Genomic DNA, 16,846 nt, shown 5'->3' on the forward strand with positions numbered 1-16,846 from the left:
TACTTTTTCACCATGTAGTCATTTAATAATATTTTCTGTAATTTATACCTTCTCAGTATATTAGAAGATATATCTACTTTTGACGATTTTTACTTATATTACAAAAATATTGTCATTCAAAATCGTAGCTTTTTCAATAGGTCTTTAGTCCTGGCTTTCTTTACTTAGGTAATTAGCTAAACTGTATTATTACCTGATTTTAATAATAATAGCATAGCATAATTCATAATTACTGTAAAGAGTATTTACTTTCGCTAGTTGCTTATTAAAATAATAATAATAGCATATCCTATGTATAGGAGGTGATTTCTTGGAAGAAAAAACAATTTGTTTGAAAGCTCTCGGAAAAAATGTCAAAAAATATAGGCTAGTTAATCAATTAACTCAAGAAAATCTAGCCAACTCAACTAATTTGTCTATTCAATATATAGGAAACATTGAGCGTGGCTATTCTACACCATCAATAGAAACTATTATGAAAATCAGCCTAGCTCTTAATATAACTCCTAACCATCTATTGTTGCCATCATTAGTTCCTAAACCTGACACTTTGAAAGAACAAATTGCTAATTCTTTACCTGTTGATAATGTCAAATTCTTAAGACATATACTGCAGTATATTGAATTCTTAAAGGATAGTAAGTACTTTTAAAATATGTAAAATGCTTAGATAAATTAGGACTATATACCTAAATAAATTATTAATATTGGCAAACATGTCTATATTAATAATTAAAGGTAAAATAGATTTTATAAAGAAGTTATATAGTAATACTTTTTCTTAAAGCTAATTTAAAGGGGTGCTTTACGATGTTAACAAATATGAAAGATTACTTTTACAGTGATGAAACAAAATCTTACGCATTTAGAATTAAACAGCTAAAAAAGCTAAGAACTATTATCATAAACTACGAAAATGACATTATTAAAGCTTTAGAATTGGATTTAGGTAGACATGGCTTTGAAACATATGCCGCTGAAATTGGTGGCGTGTTGAGTAGTATTACTTATATGACTAAGCATTTGAAAAAATGGATGAAAACTAAAAGAGTTAAAACTCCAATTCATCAGTTTTTATCTAAAAGTTACATAAAACCAGAACCATATGGTGTAGTGCTTATTATTGGCCCTTTTAACTACCCGTTTAATTTGTGCATTGAACCATTAATAGGTGCTATAGCTGCTGGGAACTGTGTTGTTGTGAAACCTTCTGAACAAACACCAAACGTTGCAAAAGTTATAACTAATATGCTAAGGGAAAATTTTGAGAAAAGTTATATTAATGTCGTAAATGGTGGTAGAGAAACTATAACAGACTTGATACACACTCCTTTTGATTATATTTTCTTTACTGGTAGTGTTCCCGTAGGAAAGATAATAATGAAAGCTGCTAGTGAAAATCTCGTCCCCGTAACACTAGAACTTGGTGGTAAAAGTCCATGTATTGTTGATAAAGAAGCAAATGTTAAAATTGCTGCCATGAGAATAGCCTGGGGGAAATTCTTCAACACTGGACAAACCTGTGTAGCTCCAGATTATTTATTTGTGCATACAGATATTAAAGAAACCTTTATTAAAGAATTTAAGCGTATTATAAAAACATTTTATGGAGAAAGGATCCATGAATCAAAAGACTTCGGAAGGATTGTAAATTTAAAACATACCAAGAGATTAGTATCTATTATAAATAAAGACAAAGATAAAATAATATATGGTGGTGGCTATGATATAGATAGTAAATATATTGAACCAACGTTAATTGATGAAGTAACATGGGATGATGAGTGTATGAAAGATGAAATTTTTGGACCTATATTGCCAATTATGGAATATAGCAATTTAGACACTGTTATTAAAATGATTAATAATCGGCCAAAGCCTCTTGCTCTTTACGTTTTTAGTGAAAATAAAAAAATACAATCAAAAATACTAAATAAAACTAGCTCTGGAGGGATTTGTGTTAACGATACAGTTAGCCATTTCACTAGTCATTATCTTCCCTTCGGTGGAGTTGGGAACTCGGGTATTGGTGCATACCATGGAAAATCAAGCTTTATTACATTTTCTCATATGAAAAGTATCCTCAATAAATCAACCAAAATTAATATGAAGATGGCTTTTCCTCCATATACAGATACTAACTTAAAATTAATTAAGAAGATACTAAAATAAACATTAAAAGGGGCTATTGTAAAATAGCCTCAGACTGTAAACAAAAGCCACTTTTCGTGTTGCCAAAATTTCGGCTGACTTACTCTAAGTAAGCTCTGCTACTCATTTTAACACGATCCTAGACTAGAACTTTCACCACCGTCTGTTATCTAGATGTCTTTGTCATCAATCTAGGTCTATAGATAATAGCCTTATTTTTAGTGACCCTTTTTTTTCTCTTTTTTCTTTTGTTTCTTTTTTTCAAATAGTATTTTTTTTCTATATTCTTTTTCTTTAGAAGATTTCTTCTTTCTCTCTATTCTTCGTCGCTCCTGCTCTAGCTTAATTGACTGCTGTGCTTTTGTCTCTATTCCTTTTTGTTTCCTGAGCTTGTTTATTTCTCTTTGTATTCTTTTGGGATTGAGTTTTTTGGTTTTAACTTCAGCATTGATAATTGTTTTGCTAAATTGTAGTTTGTAATAGTTTTTTAGTACAAAATCATATACTTCATAATCCTTTGGCTCAGCACCAAAAACAACTTTACATGTTCTAATATTTCCATGCTCTATGCTTTGGAAAACTCCAATCCAAAACGGATTTTCAAAATACACTGTTAATTTAATCATCTTTTCCTCCTGTTTTTTGAGTTTTACTAAAGAATGGACAACCCCAGGAGGGCAGGTTACTGACAAATATATTTGCATCCGGACTACCAACCGGATAGTGTTTTTATCTTTAAACTCATTAATTCACATTTCATTATATCATAATTTGCAGATTTTGTAGTATGACTAGTTTACATAGAAAAACTAAAAATCCTACAAAATCAGTTTTTATTAATTATTTTTTCTATTAATTGTTTAGACCTAATTATATCTTCATCACTTTGGTCTATCTCAAGTATTAGTTTGCCACTAAACCCCTTTAGGATATCTAATACCAGCTCATAATCTATCTCCCCACAGCCTAGTGGTAAATGTTCATGAATTACATCAAAGTGTCTATCTGCTATATGTAGAATTTTAGGCATTTTAATGTTTATCATTTCTTTAAGATGATTATAGTCATCTATATGTGCTACATCAAGTAAAAACTCTAGCTCTTTATTCTCTTCAAACATTATTTGTATTTCTTTAGTTGTTGTAAATATAGGATCTATTTTACTGTTATTTTCTAGATATAGCTTCACCCCTATACTACTGAATTCGTCTAATGCATATCCTACCTTTCTTGAAAGCTTGTATATCGTAAACTCATTGATATCCTCACTTTGACATATTGGATGTATAATTATATCTTTATGCTTAAGCTCACACATCATAGTTTTAAGTATTGGTATGTGTTTTTCAAATTCGTTAATATCTAAAACAGCGTGTATTATAGATTTATAATCTGTATCCTTTATTGCTTTAAGCCTTGGCTCGCTGTCTTTCTGTAAACCAATCCCATTTTTGTCATACCAAATTTGAACGAAATCAAATCCATTATCTTTTGAGAACTCTACTTCATCTTTATATTGTCTAAAATACCTAACATTTCTACCTATCTCTATCATCATATATCCCTCCTTTTTTTATATAACTCTAACAAAAAAACACTTAATATTCAATTTATATTTTAAAATTAATTTACTGAATTTTTTCAATTTTCTAATAACAAACGTGCATTTTTAGGGGTTTTATTACTATTATGAGTCATATTTGTTACAAATATTAACGATATGTTACTATACTGTTAAGAAAGTATTTGTACCCTTGATTTATGAAAAGGAGGTGATATAATTATTAGCAATAGACAGGCTACTAGGGGCTGTTTATAAAAGCATCCCTATAAATATTAATTTGATGAAATACTGTATACTAAATATACTAAAATATATAAGTAAAATAATTCATCAAAATGTGAATTAACAATGTCTATTGTATATAATTGGATGAAAAATCCAAAATAATCAAAATGAAATGTAGCTAATTAAGAAAATGTATGCAGTAAATTACAGCTGATATAGCTTATACACATCAATTGATATAACACTAAAGGAGGCAATAAAAAAATGAAAAGACCAATGGTAAAAATAATATTAGCAGTGAGTATTTGTGCAATGCTTTTAAGTGCTTGTAGCAAGAAGGATGATAAAAAACCAGCAGATAACACTTCTACTCCAGCAGTTGAGCAAAATGAAGATCAAAACACAGATGCTAATAAAGATCAAAACGCTACTGATGAAGATGCTAATAAAGATCAAAATGCTACTGATGAAGATGCTAATAAAGATCAAGATGCTAACGCTGATGATAAAAATGGAGACACTTCTTCAGATCAAAGTAGTGACAAAACTGACAATCAAGATAATAACAACGAAAAATCAAATTAATAATTTTAGAGGCTGTCTTACAAGACAGCCTCATTTTTTTAGTTTGCATCAATATTTGTTCTTTGAATTATTCTATTAATTAAAAAAGTTATCCATCTACTTGGTTCTTTTTTTTGTCCGAAATCAAATTCACTATATGATTTTACAATAGACTCAGCTTGATATTTTCCATTTTTTTGTTTTTCCTTTACACAGTCTAGCATATCTATAAATTCTTTTTTGTTAACTGCATACGGATATAATGATAATACGTCTAAAACTCTTAGTATCCCATATTTAACAGCAGGGTATTTAAGTTTTTTGAAATCTCTCCCTATTCCAAAACCATATGGCCTCCACTTTTCTGCTCTTCTATCCCAATGACTTAACAATAAATCTATAGCTGGGTTGAATCTAGAATCATTTTTATATTCTTCATACTGACCTAGTAACATCAAAACATTTAGGTTGTCCATAGGACAGGACTCGGTATCTTCTAGTTTATTTCCAACTGCCCTACTTTTCGCACAGTGCCATCCACCATCAAGCCTCTGAGTTTCTAGTACATTAAACCCTATATCAGCTAGAAAGAATAAATCCCAATAAGCATTACCTGTCTTAGTATAATATACCTCTCCTGTTTTTATAGCAGATAGTCCATTCTTTGGGTCCTTCAATCTTTTTATGACTTTCATGATTTTTTCATCATTTAATGCAGTTTTTGATACTTGTTCATTGCCCAATAGCTGTTTTTTGACAGCATATTTTATCCATTCTGCGCCTTGAAGTAACCAATTCATCACATTTTTATCCACTATTACACTCCTATCATAGATCAAACTTTTTCATTAACTTATTTGATTTTTTTCTAGTTTTAGGACTAACACTCACTTTAGCCTGTTCTATAAATTCTATAATTGTACTAGTGAGTTCTTCTTTTGTATATGTTTTATCAAATATATCCAATATATCAGACTTCAACAAATCCACTTGTTTTCTTGTATATGGAGTAATATTATCTATATTTAACAATACAGGTATTATTATTTCTTTTAAATCGTCTCTATACTCAAGAACATTTGCTAGATTTCTAACTAAACATTGAGATGTCATAAATTTTTCATCCTTAAGTATATCTAAATATTCATATATTATATTGTCAAATTTCTTTTCGCTATCTACTACTACCAAATTGGCTATTATTGATAACCCAAAATCTCTATGATATGAATTTTTATGACTAAGTAATAAAACTATCTGATCCCAGTATTTATAGAACAAATCTGGTCTATGACTACTTGCTTTTTGCACAATATAATAGCAATGATAGTATACCATTATGTCAATGTTACTAATCATTTGTTCAAACACTTGATCTCTAAATACAGGTTCTTTTATTGTTCTACTTGCAAAATATTCTATGTCTAAATTCTTATCTTTAATCTTATCAATAGTTTTTTTATCCATATTATTCCCACTTGAAAAGTTTTACTGACGCTACGCTTAACACTACTGTAAAACCTAACAGTATAAGTATTTCACTTTGATAATTACTAAGTGATTCTCCAAACCAAGCTCCTTTTAATAGCTTTATTGCATGAGTAAGAGGTAAAAATTTGGAGATACTTTTCATTGTATTTGGCATTGTTTCAAGTGGTATTGTAGCACCTGTTAAAAAAAGCATCGGAAAGTAGACTATATTTGATACAGCGCTTGCAGTCTTTGTGTTATTGACAACGCTAGCAATTAGAAATCCTATTGAAAAGATGCATATTACTGTTATAAAGAAAGCACATAATACCGATAAAATATTTCCATCAAAATGTAAGTTATACTTTAGTTTCGCTACTATTATTAACAAGATAATTCCTATTATAGTCATAACTATATTTACTATTATTTGAGATACTAAAAGATGAAAAGGACTCATTGGTGTTGCTTTAAATCTCTTAAGTATCTTTTTTTCTCTATAGCTAGATACCATCAATGGTAAAGACATTATTCCTGTTATAGCTACAATCATACCTATATACGATGGAACTAATATATCCACACTCCCTCTTCCATTAAAAAGAGCATTTGGCTTGTTGCCATACATTTCTCCAAAGACCAGCAATAGAAGAACTGGAAACAAAATAACAAAAAACATACTAATTATATTTCTTACGAAACATTTAAATTCTACCTTAATCATTTCAACAAATCCACTCATTATTGTTTTCCCTCCAAGTCCTCTATAGTCTCACCTGTATATTTAAAATAGATGTCTTCTAAGCTAGGTTTTTTAACATCTATATTTGTTACCATACAGTCGTTCTCAGAAGTATATTTATTAAGCTCTTTTAGGAATGTATCTCCATCACATTTTACACTTAATTTATTATCTTTCTCATCTACAGATTTAACACAATCAAAACTCATTAGTATATCTTTTTCTATTCCATTTACTGCAATAAAACTTACTGTATCTGAAATATCATTACTGCTCTTAAGATTATCAATAGTATCAAGTGCAACTATCTCTCCTTCTTTCATTATAGCCACCCTATCACATAAATACTCTGCTTCTTCCATGAAATGAGTAGTCAAATATACTGTTAATCCCTTATCTTTAAGTTTTAGTATTGTTTGCCACATATCCTTCCTAGACTTAGGATCTAATCCTGTTGTTAGCTCATCTAAAAATACTATTTTAGGCTTAGAAATCAATGCTAAAACTATTGAAAGCTTTTGTCGTTGCCCTCCTGAAAGCTTTTCTACATAGCTGTTTGATTTTTCAAATAGATTAAATTCTTTTAAAAGTGATTCAATATCTTCTGATTCTTTATAAAAGCTAGAAAAAAGTTTGCATATTTCTTTTACCTTAAGTTTATCTTGATAAGATGTCTCTTGCAATTGCACTCCTATAACTTTGTGCAATTTCCCCCTGTCTTTTTGGGGATCTATCCCTAGTACTCTTATCTGCCCATCATATTTATTTCGCAATCCTTCTATACATTCTATTGTTGTAGTTTTCCCTGCTCCATTTGCTCCTATCATGCCAAATATCTCTCCAGCGTTTATAGAAAAACTAACATTCTTTACAACTTTTTTACCATTATATTGCACACTCAAATTGTTTACTTCAATCATTTACTATGCACCTCCTATTTAATTCCTATGTACTATCTCTTTAATTCTTGATTAATGATTCATAGATTTATAATCTTTTGGCAGGTTATCTAGGCATGTATTCATCTTACATATTGTAAGTATATTTTAATAAAACTTTAGTGTCAATAGATGCAATAGCATATTTTATAAATTATTTTTTTACAGTATAATATCACTAATTCGAGTATAGCACTATTTCCCATTCTAATAGCTCGTAACAATATAATTTCCTGCTTATCAACGGATCTGCCCTACATATATTATGTGCGTCTTGTATGTCTTTAGCACTAAACACTATCATCCCTCCTGGGTTGTTTACGTAACCTCCACCCATAAGATATCTTTGCTTGGATACTTCAGTTAGGTACTCTATGTGGTCGTCATAGTCTTTTCTTGTAATTTTTGCCCCTTCTATTTTAGTATCTGTCCTTACATACAATACATCACCTTTATTCATATCTACTTCCTCCTAACTGTTTTTTTATATTCATTGTAAAGTTTTCAATGTATATCCTACTATTATTGTCATTCTCTATATCCTTTTTTACTTGGAACCCCTATATTCCAATAACTAGAGCCAATTATCATCATGCTGTTTACTAAAAAGAAATTAGTTAAGTCATTAATCGTAGCTACATGTCCTGCTTCTCCACCTACTACTATAACCCCTCCATTTTTACCAGCTAGTGTTCCATTGTTATTGAAGGATGCCATTGTAGCCTTTGAATAAATGCTAAAAGTAATGACGATGGTATCCCTACATATACTGGACTTCCTAACACTATACATTTACTAGTTAATATTCTGCTGTATATTTCATTAAAACTATCATTTCTTATGCATTTATTAATCCCCTTACATCCTTGGCAACCTATACAATGTCCGATGTTTTCAAAAGGCAAATCAACAATCTGAGTTTCAAATCCCTGACTAATTAAAAGCTCATCGAAATATTTAAGTAATTCAGAGGTATTGCCATCCCTCCTCGAAAGATCCATTTCCCATAATTATATCCATGTGCTACCTCCATTTACGTTTTTAAATATTATATTCGAACACGAGTTCGTTGTCAATTATAAAAAAAGGCCATCTCAAATATATCTGAGATAACCTTATGCACTATTTTAATCTAACTATTTTTGTACACATATCTTAACTGTGGAACAGCATTTTTAATACGCCCAACTGACATTGCTATTAGGATACAGCTTACAGTATCTCCTCCAACTGATATGATAAAACCATAATAAATCGCATTCCATATTGAGAATGTAGAATCTGCCGTTAGATAAAATTGCTTTGCTACATAATAATATGGTACTCCTGCTATATAAATAACCATCATACTTATTAAGCTAGCTACTAAGTACCAGCTGACTTTTTCTGTCTTTTTTATCTCTATTATCTTTCCTGCTACATATGCTCCTAAAATGAACCCTATAAGATAGCCAAAGGTTGGTTGATAAATGTAATTAATACCTCCTCCAAGAGTAAATACTGGTATACCTATCAATCCAATTAAAACATATACTAACTGGCTTATTAGTCCTAATCTTGAACCCAATAATATCCCTGCCATAATAGCGAAGAACAATTGCATTGTAAACGGTACATAAGGTAATGGTATCTTAATATACGCACCTATTGCTGTCAGTGCGGCAAACAGTCCTACCAACACAATACTTCTTGCATTTAGATCCGCTTTTTTAATATTATAGAAAGTTATTGTCATAATTCCAAGTAATGCGCTAATTGCTACTAATAATTTCACTATATAAACACTCCTTTTATTGTTAGTTCACTGTTATTATAAAATGTGATCATTTATTTGTCAACCTGTTTTTTATTATTAGTTGACAATCCAATCTTGTTTATTTATACTATACATATATTGTAGAAAGAAGGTAAAGTTATGAAGCATATTTTTATTACTGGTACAGATACAGATGTTGGTAAAACATTTGTTACTGCCGGCATAACGCATATTTTAAATAAACACAATCATAAAGTATGTCCATATAAGCCTGTTCAAAGCGGCGGTATATTTTATGATAATAATCTTATAGCGGGTGACTCAAAATTTGTTAAGGATTTAACTGGTATAGATATTGATTATAACACGATGAATACGTATTGTTTAAAGACTCCTGTATCACCTCACAGAGCTTCTGAAAAAGAAGATGTAATAATAGACCCAAATCACATAATAAGCCATTTTAATCATCTTAAGAATACCTATGAATATGTAATAGTTGAAGGTGCTGGTGGAGCTATAGTGCCTATTATAAGAAATAGTTATTATATTACTGATCTGATTAAAAGCTTAGGTCTGTCTACCTTAGTTGTGACTAGAACCTCTGTAGGAACTATTAACCACACTATATTAACTATTAATTATCTTAAGAGCCTCAATATAGATGTCAAAGGTATTGTTTTTAATGGATATAAGGGAAATGATTATGAAGATGATAATATACGGGTTATTAAAGACATAACAAATATAAAAAATATCTTTGTTTTACCTCATGTAGAAAGCCAAGATATTTTAGATATAAAATGCACCTACGAAAAATATTTGCCTTATAATCAAATAACTAAATTACTAGATATGGAGGATAACAATGAATAATTTGACTAAGCTACAAAAAATTGATCTGGATAATATATGGCATCCCTGTTCTCAGATGAAGGACTATGAAAGCTTTCCACCTATTGTTTTAAAAAGCGGTAAAGGAGCTTATCTGATAGATGAAAACGATAAAAAATATTTAGATGCAGTTTCTTCATGGTGGGTAAATATATTTGGACACTCTAATCAAAAAATAAATGATGCTCTTTATAATCAAGCAAATACTCTTGAGCATGCAATATTTGCAAACTTTTCACATAAACCAGCGATAGAACTTTCAAAGAGTATCTTAGAAGTAGTACCTAATGGTCTGTCAAAAATATTTTTCGGAGACAATGGGTCATCCGCTGTGGAGATAGCGCTTAAACTTAGCTTTCAATATCACCAACAAATTGGCAAGACTACTAAAACCAGATTTGTTGCATTGACTAATGCTTATCATGGCGAAACTATTGGAGCTTTATCTGTGAGTGGATGTGAGCTGTACAATAAAATATACAAGCCTCTTTTACTTGATATATTCAGACCAACTGGTCCTGATTGCTATAGATGCCCTTATGGAAAATGTAGAGACAATTGTGATGCAGAATGCTTTGAGCATATGGAAAAATTATTAAGTGAAAAACATAATGAGATAAGTGGGGTTATTGTAGAACCTCTTGTACAATGTGCTGCTGGAATGATGATATACTCTCCTGTTTACCTCAAAAAATTGAGGGCTGCCTGTGATAAATACGATGTACATCTTATTGCTGATGAGATAGCTGTTGGTTTTGGTCGTACTGGTAAGATGTTTGCTTGCGAACATGCAAATATTACTCCTGACATTATGTGTGTATCAAAAGGTCTAACTGCTGGTTATATGCCACTTTCTCTTGCAATAATGACTGATACTATATACGACGCATTTTATGATGATTATGATACAATGAAAGCATTTTTACACAGTCATAGCTACTCTGGTAATCCTCTTGGCTGTGCTATAGCTGTAGAGACTCTAAAGATGTTCAAGAATGAAAATACTATAGAAAACAATATCGCCAAATCTGAATTCATTAAGGAGCAAATAACAGAAAAATTACTTGATATACCTTATGTAGGTGAATTTAGACAAATAGGTATGATTGGTGCTATAGAGCTTGTTATGGACAAAGAAACTAAAGAGCCTTTTGATTCTAAAAAACGTGTGGGTTACGAAATATACAAGATAGCACTTAGTAAAGGGGTTCTCCTTAGACCTCTTGGAAATATTGTGTATTTTATGCCTCCTTATATAGTAAATGAAGATGATATAACGTTTATGATTGATGTAGCTAAGGAGTCAATTATAGAATACTTAAAAAGAGAAAATATTATGTAGTAGTTGCAATAGCACTCCCTAAATCCCCATAAAAAAGAGCTCGGATTTTTATTAATTCCTGCTCTCTTTTTTATTGGACCTATTTACTTTTTGGATATCAAAACAACTCACCAACTTTATTCTATTCTATATATGATGAGTTGTTTATAAAGTTTTATACAAGAAATGATCCCTTCTGTTGACCTGTATCTTTGTCTTTCAATTCTATCTTAGAATTAGAGTAATATCCTATTTCTATATCTTCTGTTGATTTTATTGAATTTGTTATCCCCCCGGCTGACATTACTGCACCTATTGGCAAGCTCCAAAAATGATGATCTTTATAAGTTGAACCGTAGTTTACTGCTGTTGATCCTATCAAATATGCATTGTATCTGAGTCTTACTTTTAGTGTACCTCTGCTAGCTGATAGCGATGCTATTATAGTCTCCCCTGGATCTAGCTCTACCGTTACACCAGATGTAGACCCAACTGTTATAGATTTAGAATGTGAGCCTCCTATTCCCCATGACTGACTATATGACATGTTGTATTCAACCTTTGCTTTAACTATAAAATCTATCCCTACCGATATTGACCTTCCAAATGTTAACGTTCCACCAGTTGACCAATTGCTAGAAGAAGTATTATTGAGTGTCTCTGATATTGCGACATTGAATGTCCCTTTTTGACTACTTTGATTTGAAAACTCTTGTGTTTTAACTATAACAGGTTGTGAAGTTAAGCCAAGTATTTCTGCACTTTCTACATAAAGCACAGTCTGAACCTGTGGCCATCCATAAGTTTTATATAGGTCTCCCCATGGTGTAGGGCTTTTTACATATGCATCATCTGGTGATCTTCCAAAATAAGCTCCTACTGCATCTTTTAGCTGTTTATCTCCTATCAAGAAACTTGCTCTTTCATCGTCTGTTATAACATGCTGAACAGAACCTGATGCACTGACTTTAGATGAAGCAGCATCTTCTCCTGCTGTAATCAATACATCTATACCCATTTAATAAACTCCTCTCAACAATTCTATTAAAAGTTATGATAACTTTAAATTCTTACAATATATCTTTTCTAAATGAAATAAGTTGCTTTCTTCTTCCCTGTATCTTTATCCGTAAGCTCTATCTTCGAATTTGAATAATAACCAACTTCAATATCTTCTGTAGATTTTACAGAATTACTTATACCAGCTGATGCCATGACATCACTGACTGGCATCGCCCAGAAATGGTGATCTTTATACTTTGAGCTATAATTAACTGCAGTATATCCTATTAGATATGCATTGTATCTAAGTCTTACCTTTAATACTCCTCTGCTTGCTGATAATGATGCTATTACTGTCTCTCCTGGGTCTAATTGTACTGTAACCCCTGAAGTTGAACCAACAGTTACTGAGCTTGAATGTGAGCCTCCTATTCCCCATGATTGGCTATACTTCAATGATGCTCCTCCTGATACTTCTCCTATAAAATCTATAGATACACTCGTCTTTTGTTCTATGCTTAGCTCTCCACCAACGCTCCATGTGCTTGTAGAAGTATTTTCAACGCTTTCTGATATAGCTACGTCAAAGGTTCCTACTTTACTACTGTTGTTTACAAATTCTTGGGTTTTTACTATTACTGGTTGTGATTGTATGCCAAGTATTTCAGCACTTTCTACTACTAGTACCATTTGAACCTGTGGCCAACTATAAGTTTTATACAAATCTCCCCATGGAGTCGGGCTCCTCAAATACGCATCGTCTGGTGTTTTTCCAAAATACTTATTAACTGCACTTTTTAGTTGACTATCTGATAGTTTAAACGTGTTTCTTTCGTCATCTGTTATTACATGCTGAACAGAGCCTGTAGCACTTACTTTTGATGCACTCCCATCTGGGCCAGCTGTAATCAATATATCTATACCCATTTTTATCTCCCTTTCCATTATTATTATCTATGAAACTACTTAGAGAAAATATGTTGATATATCTTTTCCTGTCTCTTTATTTTTAAGCTGTATTCTTGAATTTCCATAATAGCCGACTTCAATAGTTTCACTAGAGGTTATTGAATTGGACATACCAGCTCTGCTCAATATTTGTGCTATAGGAGTTCTTATTAAATTCCCTGCTAAAGGTTTGATAATAAGATTCCCTTGCAAATACGCATCATAGTTGATTAATACTTTTAAGACACCTCTACTTGCTGATAATTCAGCTAATACTGATTCTCCTGGCTTTAGTTCAACAGTTATCCCTGAAGTTGAACCAACTGTTATTGACTGTGAATGTGAGCCTCCTTGACTCCACGACTGACTATATGATATTGATGTCTCACCTGTTCCTCCACCTATAAAACTAATACCATAACTAATCTTTTGCGTAACTGTAAGCTGTTCTGTTGTACTCCAACTATTTGATGCTGTATCTGTTACTGTATCTGAAATACTAACATTAAACGTTCCTTTCACGTTACTTGTATTGATAAATTCTTGTGTCTTTACTATTATCGGTTGGGATGTTATCCCAACTATCTGTGCACTTTTTACAGTTAGTACTCTATCAATTTCAGTATAAAAAAACGGAAATAACGGATCTAGTACTACATATGGCTTACTTTCAAACAACATCCTTTGTACTGCATCTTTAATTTTGTCCGAATTTAGGCCATATGACTTAACTTCTTGATCACTAATTTTATCTATTATCATACCAGTTGCACTTACTTTTGACGTTTCTTTGGTCATACCTGCATCTATACTTATGTCAATTCCCATATTATCACCTCATATATATTGCTCTACTATAATATATGCATGAGAATAATATCTGTCAAAGCTCGTACCTTATGTTAGTTAAACTCACAATGTGCAATAAAAAAATGAGACCGATAGATTATCATCTCACGTCTCATTTTCTTAAACAAAATTCTTTTTTATGCTATTATATTCTTTACATCATCTTCTTTTGTCATCTTTAATATAGAAATCATAGTAAGTATTACTGCAAAGCTGATTATCACAAGTATATCTATTAATACACCTTCTAGACCTGTACCATGCTGTAATTTATCAACAGCTTTCAAAACCCATGTCTGTGGAAGTATTAGTGCAAATTTTTGTAGATATGAAGGCATTAACTCTATTGGCCAAAAACATCCTGCTAACATACTCGTAGGTACTATTACTATATTCGCTAACTGCGAAGCTTGGTTTGTAGAGTTTGATATTGTTGCTATTATTACTCCTACACTCATAGCGACTAGCCCAAATGATAAGAACAATATTATTAAATTGACTATCGAAATATAAAAATTTAGCTTAAATACAACTAATGACAACACTAGTATTATTGCAAGCTGTATTGTAAACACTAATAAATTTGTAACAATATTTGCTATTAGATATTGTATTTTAGTTGTAGAAGAACAAAATATCCTCGTATATGTTTTTGTTCGTTTATCTGTTATGATATAATTTGTTACTGCTCTTGATGCCATTAACATAAACACTAACAAAAAGCCTATACTTGATTTTGTTACTCCTTTACTTTTTGATACATCTCCTACACTAATCTTATTAAGTTTGATACCTTGATTCTTATATCCCTGATAGATTTGCTTATATTGATCATTTGTATCTGCTATCTTCCCAATTGATACTAAATTATCTATATAAAAGTTTAAATAATTTTCTATCCATATTGTTGTTGTTTGTCCTTTAATGCTATATATCCCCAATTTACTTGTCGTACCTTGCATTATTTTTCCTGAAAAATCTTTTGGCACTTTCACAACACAATCAAGTTTTCTATCCTTTAATAAACTTTCAAATTTCTCATTCTTTAACTCGACAATCTGGAAGCTGTCATTTTCTTTTAAACCACTAATCATATCTACAGTAATATAGCTCTTATTTAAGTCCAATACACCTATCCTTGTTACAGTTGATGCATCTTTATTAAATGCTAGTGCTGCAAACACTCCTAGTATCGGCAAAAGTAAAAATGTAACCCAATTACCTTTTTTCCTAAATGATAGTTTAGCTATATGTTTGAATAATACTAAGAAGTTTTTCACCTATACCACATCCTTTCTGGCAAAAGAATTGATAACAGGTACTAATAAAAACAATACTCCTATAAACAAATTGATCATTATGCATTTAGCCATTATCCCTAAGTCGTTAAAGTAAATTAAATTAAACATTGCTTGATTTGTCCACTTTAATGGCGACAATTCAGCTATCTTATTGAGTATATTACTATTAAATATACTTAGTGGAACATACCCTCCTGCTAAAAATACAAATACAGGTATTGTCATATTTAATACAGCTGCCATTATTGCTGGATTTTTAACACCTTCACCTAAACCAACACCTACTGATACAGCCATGAAAATTAATGATGCTGATATAAGTAATATATAAATTGGCTCGCTTCCCCAATTTGCCCCTAGTATATATTTACTAAACAAATATACTATCAAAACTTGTAATGATGTTACTATAAAACAGCTTATGACCTTCGCCATTATATAAGTTATCCTTTGTATGTTTGAACTCATCACTCTTTGATAAGTTTTTCTAATCTTTTCAGAAAGTATTGCAAATGCTCCTATATTAGTACTATAAAGTATTATCATTGTAAACATAGTAATCGAATAATAGTCTTTGGAGCTAGGTATATTGTTTGCTATTATTGATTTATTTTCTGTAAACACGGGAGCATATCCTTTTGTAGAAAGTATTGTGTCTATTGCCTGTGGCTTCGTCTGAATCACCTGTGCTATTAGCTTACTTTTATCAATAAATGATCTCATCATAGTTTCAATAAGGTTTGCATTATATATTCTAAGATTATTAACGTATATTTTCATTTCATTTTTATTTAATATTATAAAACTGTCATATAATCCTTCTCTTAACTTATCTTTTGCTATTTCTTCATCATCCAAAGGCTCAAAAGATATATCTAACTCTTTACTAATACTCTTTGTAAAACCAATAAAACTATCTCCTAGCTTACCTTCATCATTTATTTTATAAGAAACTTTAACATCTCTTATTATATTTGACGAGTTAAAGCTACTACTAAATGCTGCTCCTAATATCACGATTAATAAAATAGGGAATATAATCATTAAGAACATTGCTCTTTTATCTCTGATATTGTGTAACATCTCTTTTTTTACTATAGATAAAAATTTCAAGTCCTTCA

The 16,846-nt window shown here is 31.0% G+C and carries 20 protein-coding genes; 5 read left to right on the forward strand and 15 right to left on the reverse strand.

Annotated elements, in window-relative coordinates; translation table 11 throughout:
- Positions 1-310: 310 nt before the first annotated feature.
- Together P3X86_RS08255 and P3X86_RS08260 are read left to right on the forward strand one after the other, a co-directional pair.
- Complete coding sequence (locus P3X86_RS08255) at positions 311-652, forward strand: helix-turn-helix domain-containing protein (protein ID WP_483292194.1); 342 nt, start codon at positions 311-313, stop codon at positions 650-652.
- A gap of 158 nt (positions 653-810) precedes the next feature.
- Positions 811-2,172, forward strand: a complete 1,362-nt coding sequence (locus P3X86_RS08260; RefSeq protein WP_483292195.1) for an aldehyde dehydrogenase — start codon at positions 811-813, stop codon at positions 2,170-2,172.
- Positions 2,173-2,369: 197 nt separating this feature from the next.
- Here the strand turns inward: P3X86_RS08260 and P3X86_RS08265 are convergent, their stop codons facing one another.
- Both P3X86_RS08265 and P3X86_RS08270 read right to left on the reverse strand, forming a co-directional pair.
- Positions 2,370-2,777 carry a YjdF family protein gene (locus P3X86_RS08265; RefSeq protein ID WP_483292196.1) on the reverse strand — a complete coding sequence of 136 codons (408 nt, stop codon included), beginning with the start codon at positions 2,775-2,777 and terminating at the stop codon, positions 2,370-2,372.
- Between the two features lie 200 nt (positions 2,778-2,977).
- Positions 2,978-3,709 (reverse strand): sugar phosphate isomerase/epimerase family protein, encoded by a 732-nt coding sequence (locus tag P3X86_RS08270; RefSeq protein WP_483292197.1) that lies wholly within the window; start codon positions 3,707-3,709, stop codon positions 2,978-2,980.
- 495 nt (positions 3,710-4,204) lie between these two features.
- Between P3X86_RS08270 and P3X86_RS08275 the strand changes: the two genes are divergently transcribed.
- Entirely contained in the window at positions 4,205-4,525 is a 321-nt protein-coding gene (locus P3X86_RS08275) for a hypothetical protein (RefSeq protein ID WP_483292198.1), read from the forward strand.
- Between the two features lie 38 nt (positions 4,526-4,563).
- Here the strand turns inward: P3X86_RS08275 and P3X86_RS08280 are convergent, their stop codons facing one another.
- The 8 genes from P3X86_RS08280 to P3X86_RS08315 all read right to left on the reverse strand — a co-directional run bounded on the left by P3X86_RS08280 (position 4,564) and on the right by P3X86_RS08315 (position 9,428).
- On the reverse strand, positions 4,564-5,319 hold the full coding sequence (locus P3X86_RS08280) for a hypothetical protein (protein WP_483292199.1): 756 nt from the start codon (positions 5,317-5,319) through the stop codon (positions 4,564-4,566).
- Positions 5,320-5,332: 13 nt separating this feature from the next.
- On the reverse strand, positions 5,333-5,971 hold the full coding sequence (locus P3X86_RS08285) for a hypothetical protein (protein WP_483292200.1): 639 nt from the start codon (positions 5,969-5,971) through the stop codon (positions 5,333-5,335).
- A 1-nt stretch (position 5,972) separates the two neighbouring features.
- Positions 5,973-6,716 carry an ABC transporter permease gene (locus P3X86_RS08290; RefSeq protein ID WP_483292201.1) on the reverse strand — a complete coding sequence of 248 codons (744 nt, stop codon included), beginning with the start codon at positions 6,714-6,716 and terminating at the stop codon, positions 5,973-5,975.
- Positions 6,716-7,636 (reverse strand): ABC transporter ATP-binding protein, encoded by a 921-nt coding sequence (locus P3X86_RS08295; RefSeq protein ID WP_483292202.1) that lies wholly within the window; start codon positions 7,634-7,636, stop codon positions 6,716-6,718. Before P3X86_RS08295 ends, P3X86_RS08290 begins: the two co-directional genes overlap by 1 nt.
- A gap of 196 nt (positions 7,637-7,832) precedes the next feature.
- Positions 7,833-8,114 carry a YciI family protein gene (locus tag P3X86_RS08300; protein WP_483292203.1) on the reverse strand — a complete coding sequence of 94 codons (282 nt, stop codon included), beginning with the start codon at positions 8,112-8,114 and terminating at the stop codon, positions 7,833-7,835.
- A 68-nt stretch (positions 8,115-8,182) separates the two neighbouring features.
- Entirely contained in the window at positions 8,183-8,371 is a 189-nt protein-coding gene (locus tag P3X86_RS08305; protein ID WP_483292204.1) for a hypothetical protein, read from the reverse strand.
- Positions 8,341-8,655 carry a flavodoxin family protein gene (locus P3X86_RS08310; protein WP_483292205.1) on the reverse strand — a complete coding sequence of 105 codons (315 nt, stop codon included), beginning with the start codon at positions 8,653-8,655 and terminating at the stop codon, positions 8,341-8,343. Before P3X86_RS08310 ends, P3X86_RS08305 begins: the two co-directional genes overlap by 31 nt.
- Positions 8,656-8,786: 131 nt before the next feature.
- Entirely contained in the window at positions 8,787-9,428 is a 642-nt protein-coding gene (locus P3X86_RS08315; RefSeq protein WP_483292206.1) for a biotin transporter BioY, read from the reverse strand.
- A 141-nt stretch (positions 9,429-9,569) separates the two neighbouring features.
- On the opposite strand from P3X86_RS08315, the gene bioD reads away from it, so the two are divergent.
- Positions 9,570-10,286, forward strand: a complete 717-nt coding sequence (gene bioD / locus P3X86_RS08320; RefSeq protein ID WP_483292207.1) for a dethiobiotin synthase — start codon at positions 9,570-9,572, stop codon at positions 10,284-10,286.
- A 1-nt stretch (position 10,287) separates the two neighbouring features.
- Complete coding sequence (bioA, locus tag P3X86_RS08325; RefSeq protein ID WP_483292540.1) at positions 10,288-11,646, forward strand: adenosylmethionine--8-amino-7-oxononanoate transaminase; 1,359 nt, start codon at positions 10,288-10,290, stop codon at positions 11,644-11,646.
- A gap of 154 nt (positions 11,647-11,800) precedes the next feature.
- On the opposite strand, the gene P3X86_RS08330 is transcribed toward bioA, so the two are convergent.
- The 5 genes from P3X86_RS08330 to P3X86_RS08350 form a co-directional block, all read right to left on the reverse strand.
- Positions 11,801-12,643: a hypothetical protein gene (locus tag P3X86_RS08330; RefSeq protein ID WP_483292208.1), complete on the reverse strand. Its 843-nt coding sequence runs from the start codon at positions 12,641-12,643 to the stop codon at positions 11,801-11,803.
- Between the two features lie 68 nt (positions 12,644-12,711).
- A complete protein-coding gene (locus P3X86_RS08335) occupies positions 12,712-13,554 on the reverse strand; it encodes a hypothetical protein (protein WP_483292209.1) in 843 nt (280 codons plus the stop codon).
- A gap of 39 nt (positions 13,555-13,593) precedes the next feature.
- Positions 13,594-14,403 carry an ETX/MTX2 family pore-forming toxin gene (locus tag P3X86_RS08340; RefSeq protein WP_483292210.1) on the reverse strand — a complete coding sequence of 270 codons (810 nt, stop codon included), beginning with the start codon at positions 14,401-14,403 and terminating at the stop codon, positions 13,594-13,596.
- A 158-nt stretch (positions 14,404-14,561) separates the two neighbouring features.
- Complete coding sequence (locus tag P3X86_RS08345) at positions 14,562-15,704, reverse strand: ABC transporter permease (protein WP_483292211.1); 1,143 nt, start codon at positions 15,702-15,704, stop codon at positions 14,562-14,564.
- The gene (locus tag P3X86_RS08350) at positions 15,705-16,838 is read right to left on the reverse strand and encodes an ABC transporter permease (RefSeq protein WP_483292212.1); all 1,134 of its coding nucleotides are present in this window, start codon (positions 16,836-16,838) and stop codon (positions 15,705-15,707) included.
- Between the last annotated feature and the right edge of the window lie 8 nt (positions 16,839-16,846).

This window comes from Abyssisolibacter sp. ZYX002 (assembly GCF_056892235.1).

Excerpts from the sequence above, each read along its gene's own strand:
- P3X86_RS08310 (WP_483292205.1), bottom strand. The coding sequence starts at position 8,655 with ATGGATCTTTCGAGGAGGGATGGCAATACCTCTGAATTACTTAAATAT.
- P3X86_RS08290 (WP_483292201.1), bottom strand. The coding sequence starts at position 6,716 with ATGAGTGGATTTGTTGAAATGATTAAGGTAGAATTTAAATGTTTCGTA.
- P3X86_RS08340 (WP_483292210.1), bottom strand. The coding sequence starts at position 14,403 with ATGGGAATTGACATAAGTATAGATGCAGGTATGACCAAAGAAACGTCA.
- P3X86_RS08305 (WP_483292204.1), bottom strand. The coding sequence starts at position 8,371 with ATGGCATCCTTCAATAACAATGGAACACTAGCTGGTAAAAATGGAGGG.
- bioD (WP_483292207.1), top strand. The coding sequence starts at position 9,570 with ATGAAGCATATTTTTATTACTGGTACAGATACAGATGTTGGTAAAACA.
- P3X86_RS08300 (WP_483292203.1), bottom strand. The coding sequence starts at position 8,114 with ATGAATAAAGGTGATGTATTGTATGTAAGGACAGATACTAAAATAGAA.
- P3X86_RS08270 (WP_483292197.1), bottom strand. The coding sequence starts at position 3,709 with ATGATGATAGAGATAGGTAGAAATGTTAGGTATTTTAGACAATATAAA.
- P3X86_RS08295 (WP_483292202.1), bottom strand. The coding sequence starts at position 7,636 with ATGATTGAAGTAAACAATTTGAGTGTGCAATATAATGGTAAAAAAGTT.
- P3X86_RS08265 (WP_483292196.1), bottom strand. The coding sequence starts at position 2,777 with ATGATTAAATTAACAGTGTATTTTGAAAATCCGTTTTGGATTGGAGTT.
- P3X86_RS08275 (WP_483292198.1), top strand. The coding sequence starts at position 4,205 with ATGAAAAGACCAATGGTAAAAATAATATTAGCAGTGAGTATTTGTGCA.
- P3X86_RS08335 (WP_483292209.1), bottom strand. The coding sequence starts at position 13,554 with ATGGGTATAGATATATTGATTACAGCTGGCCCAGATGGGAGTGCATCA.
- P3X86_RS08285 (WP_483292200.1), bottom strand. The coding sequence starts at position 5,971 with ATGGATAAAAAAACTATTGATAAGATTAAAGATAAGAATTTAGACATA.
- P3X86_RS08330 (WP_483292208.1), bottom strand. The coding sequence starts at position 12,643 with ATGGGTATAGATGTATTGATTACAGCAGGAGAAGATGCTGCTTCATCT.
- P3X86_RS08260 (WP_483292195.1), top strand. The coding sequence starts at position 811 with ATGTTAACAAATATGAAAGATTACTTTTACAGTGATGAAACAAAATCT.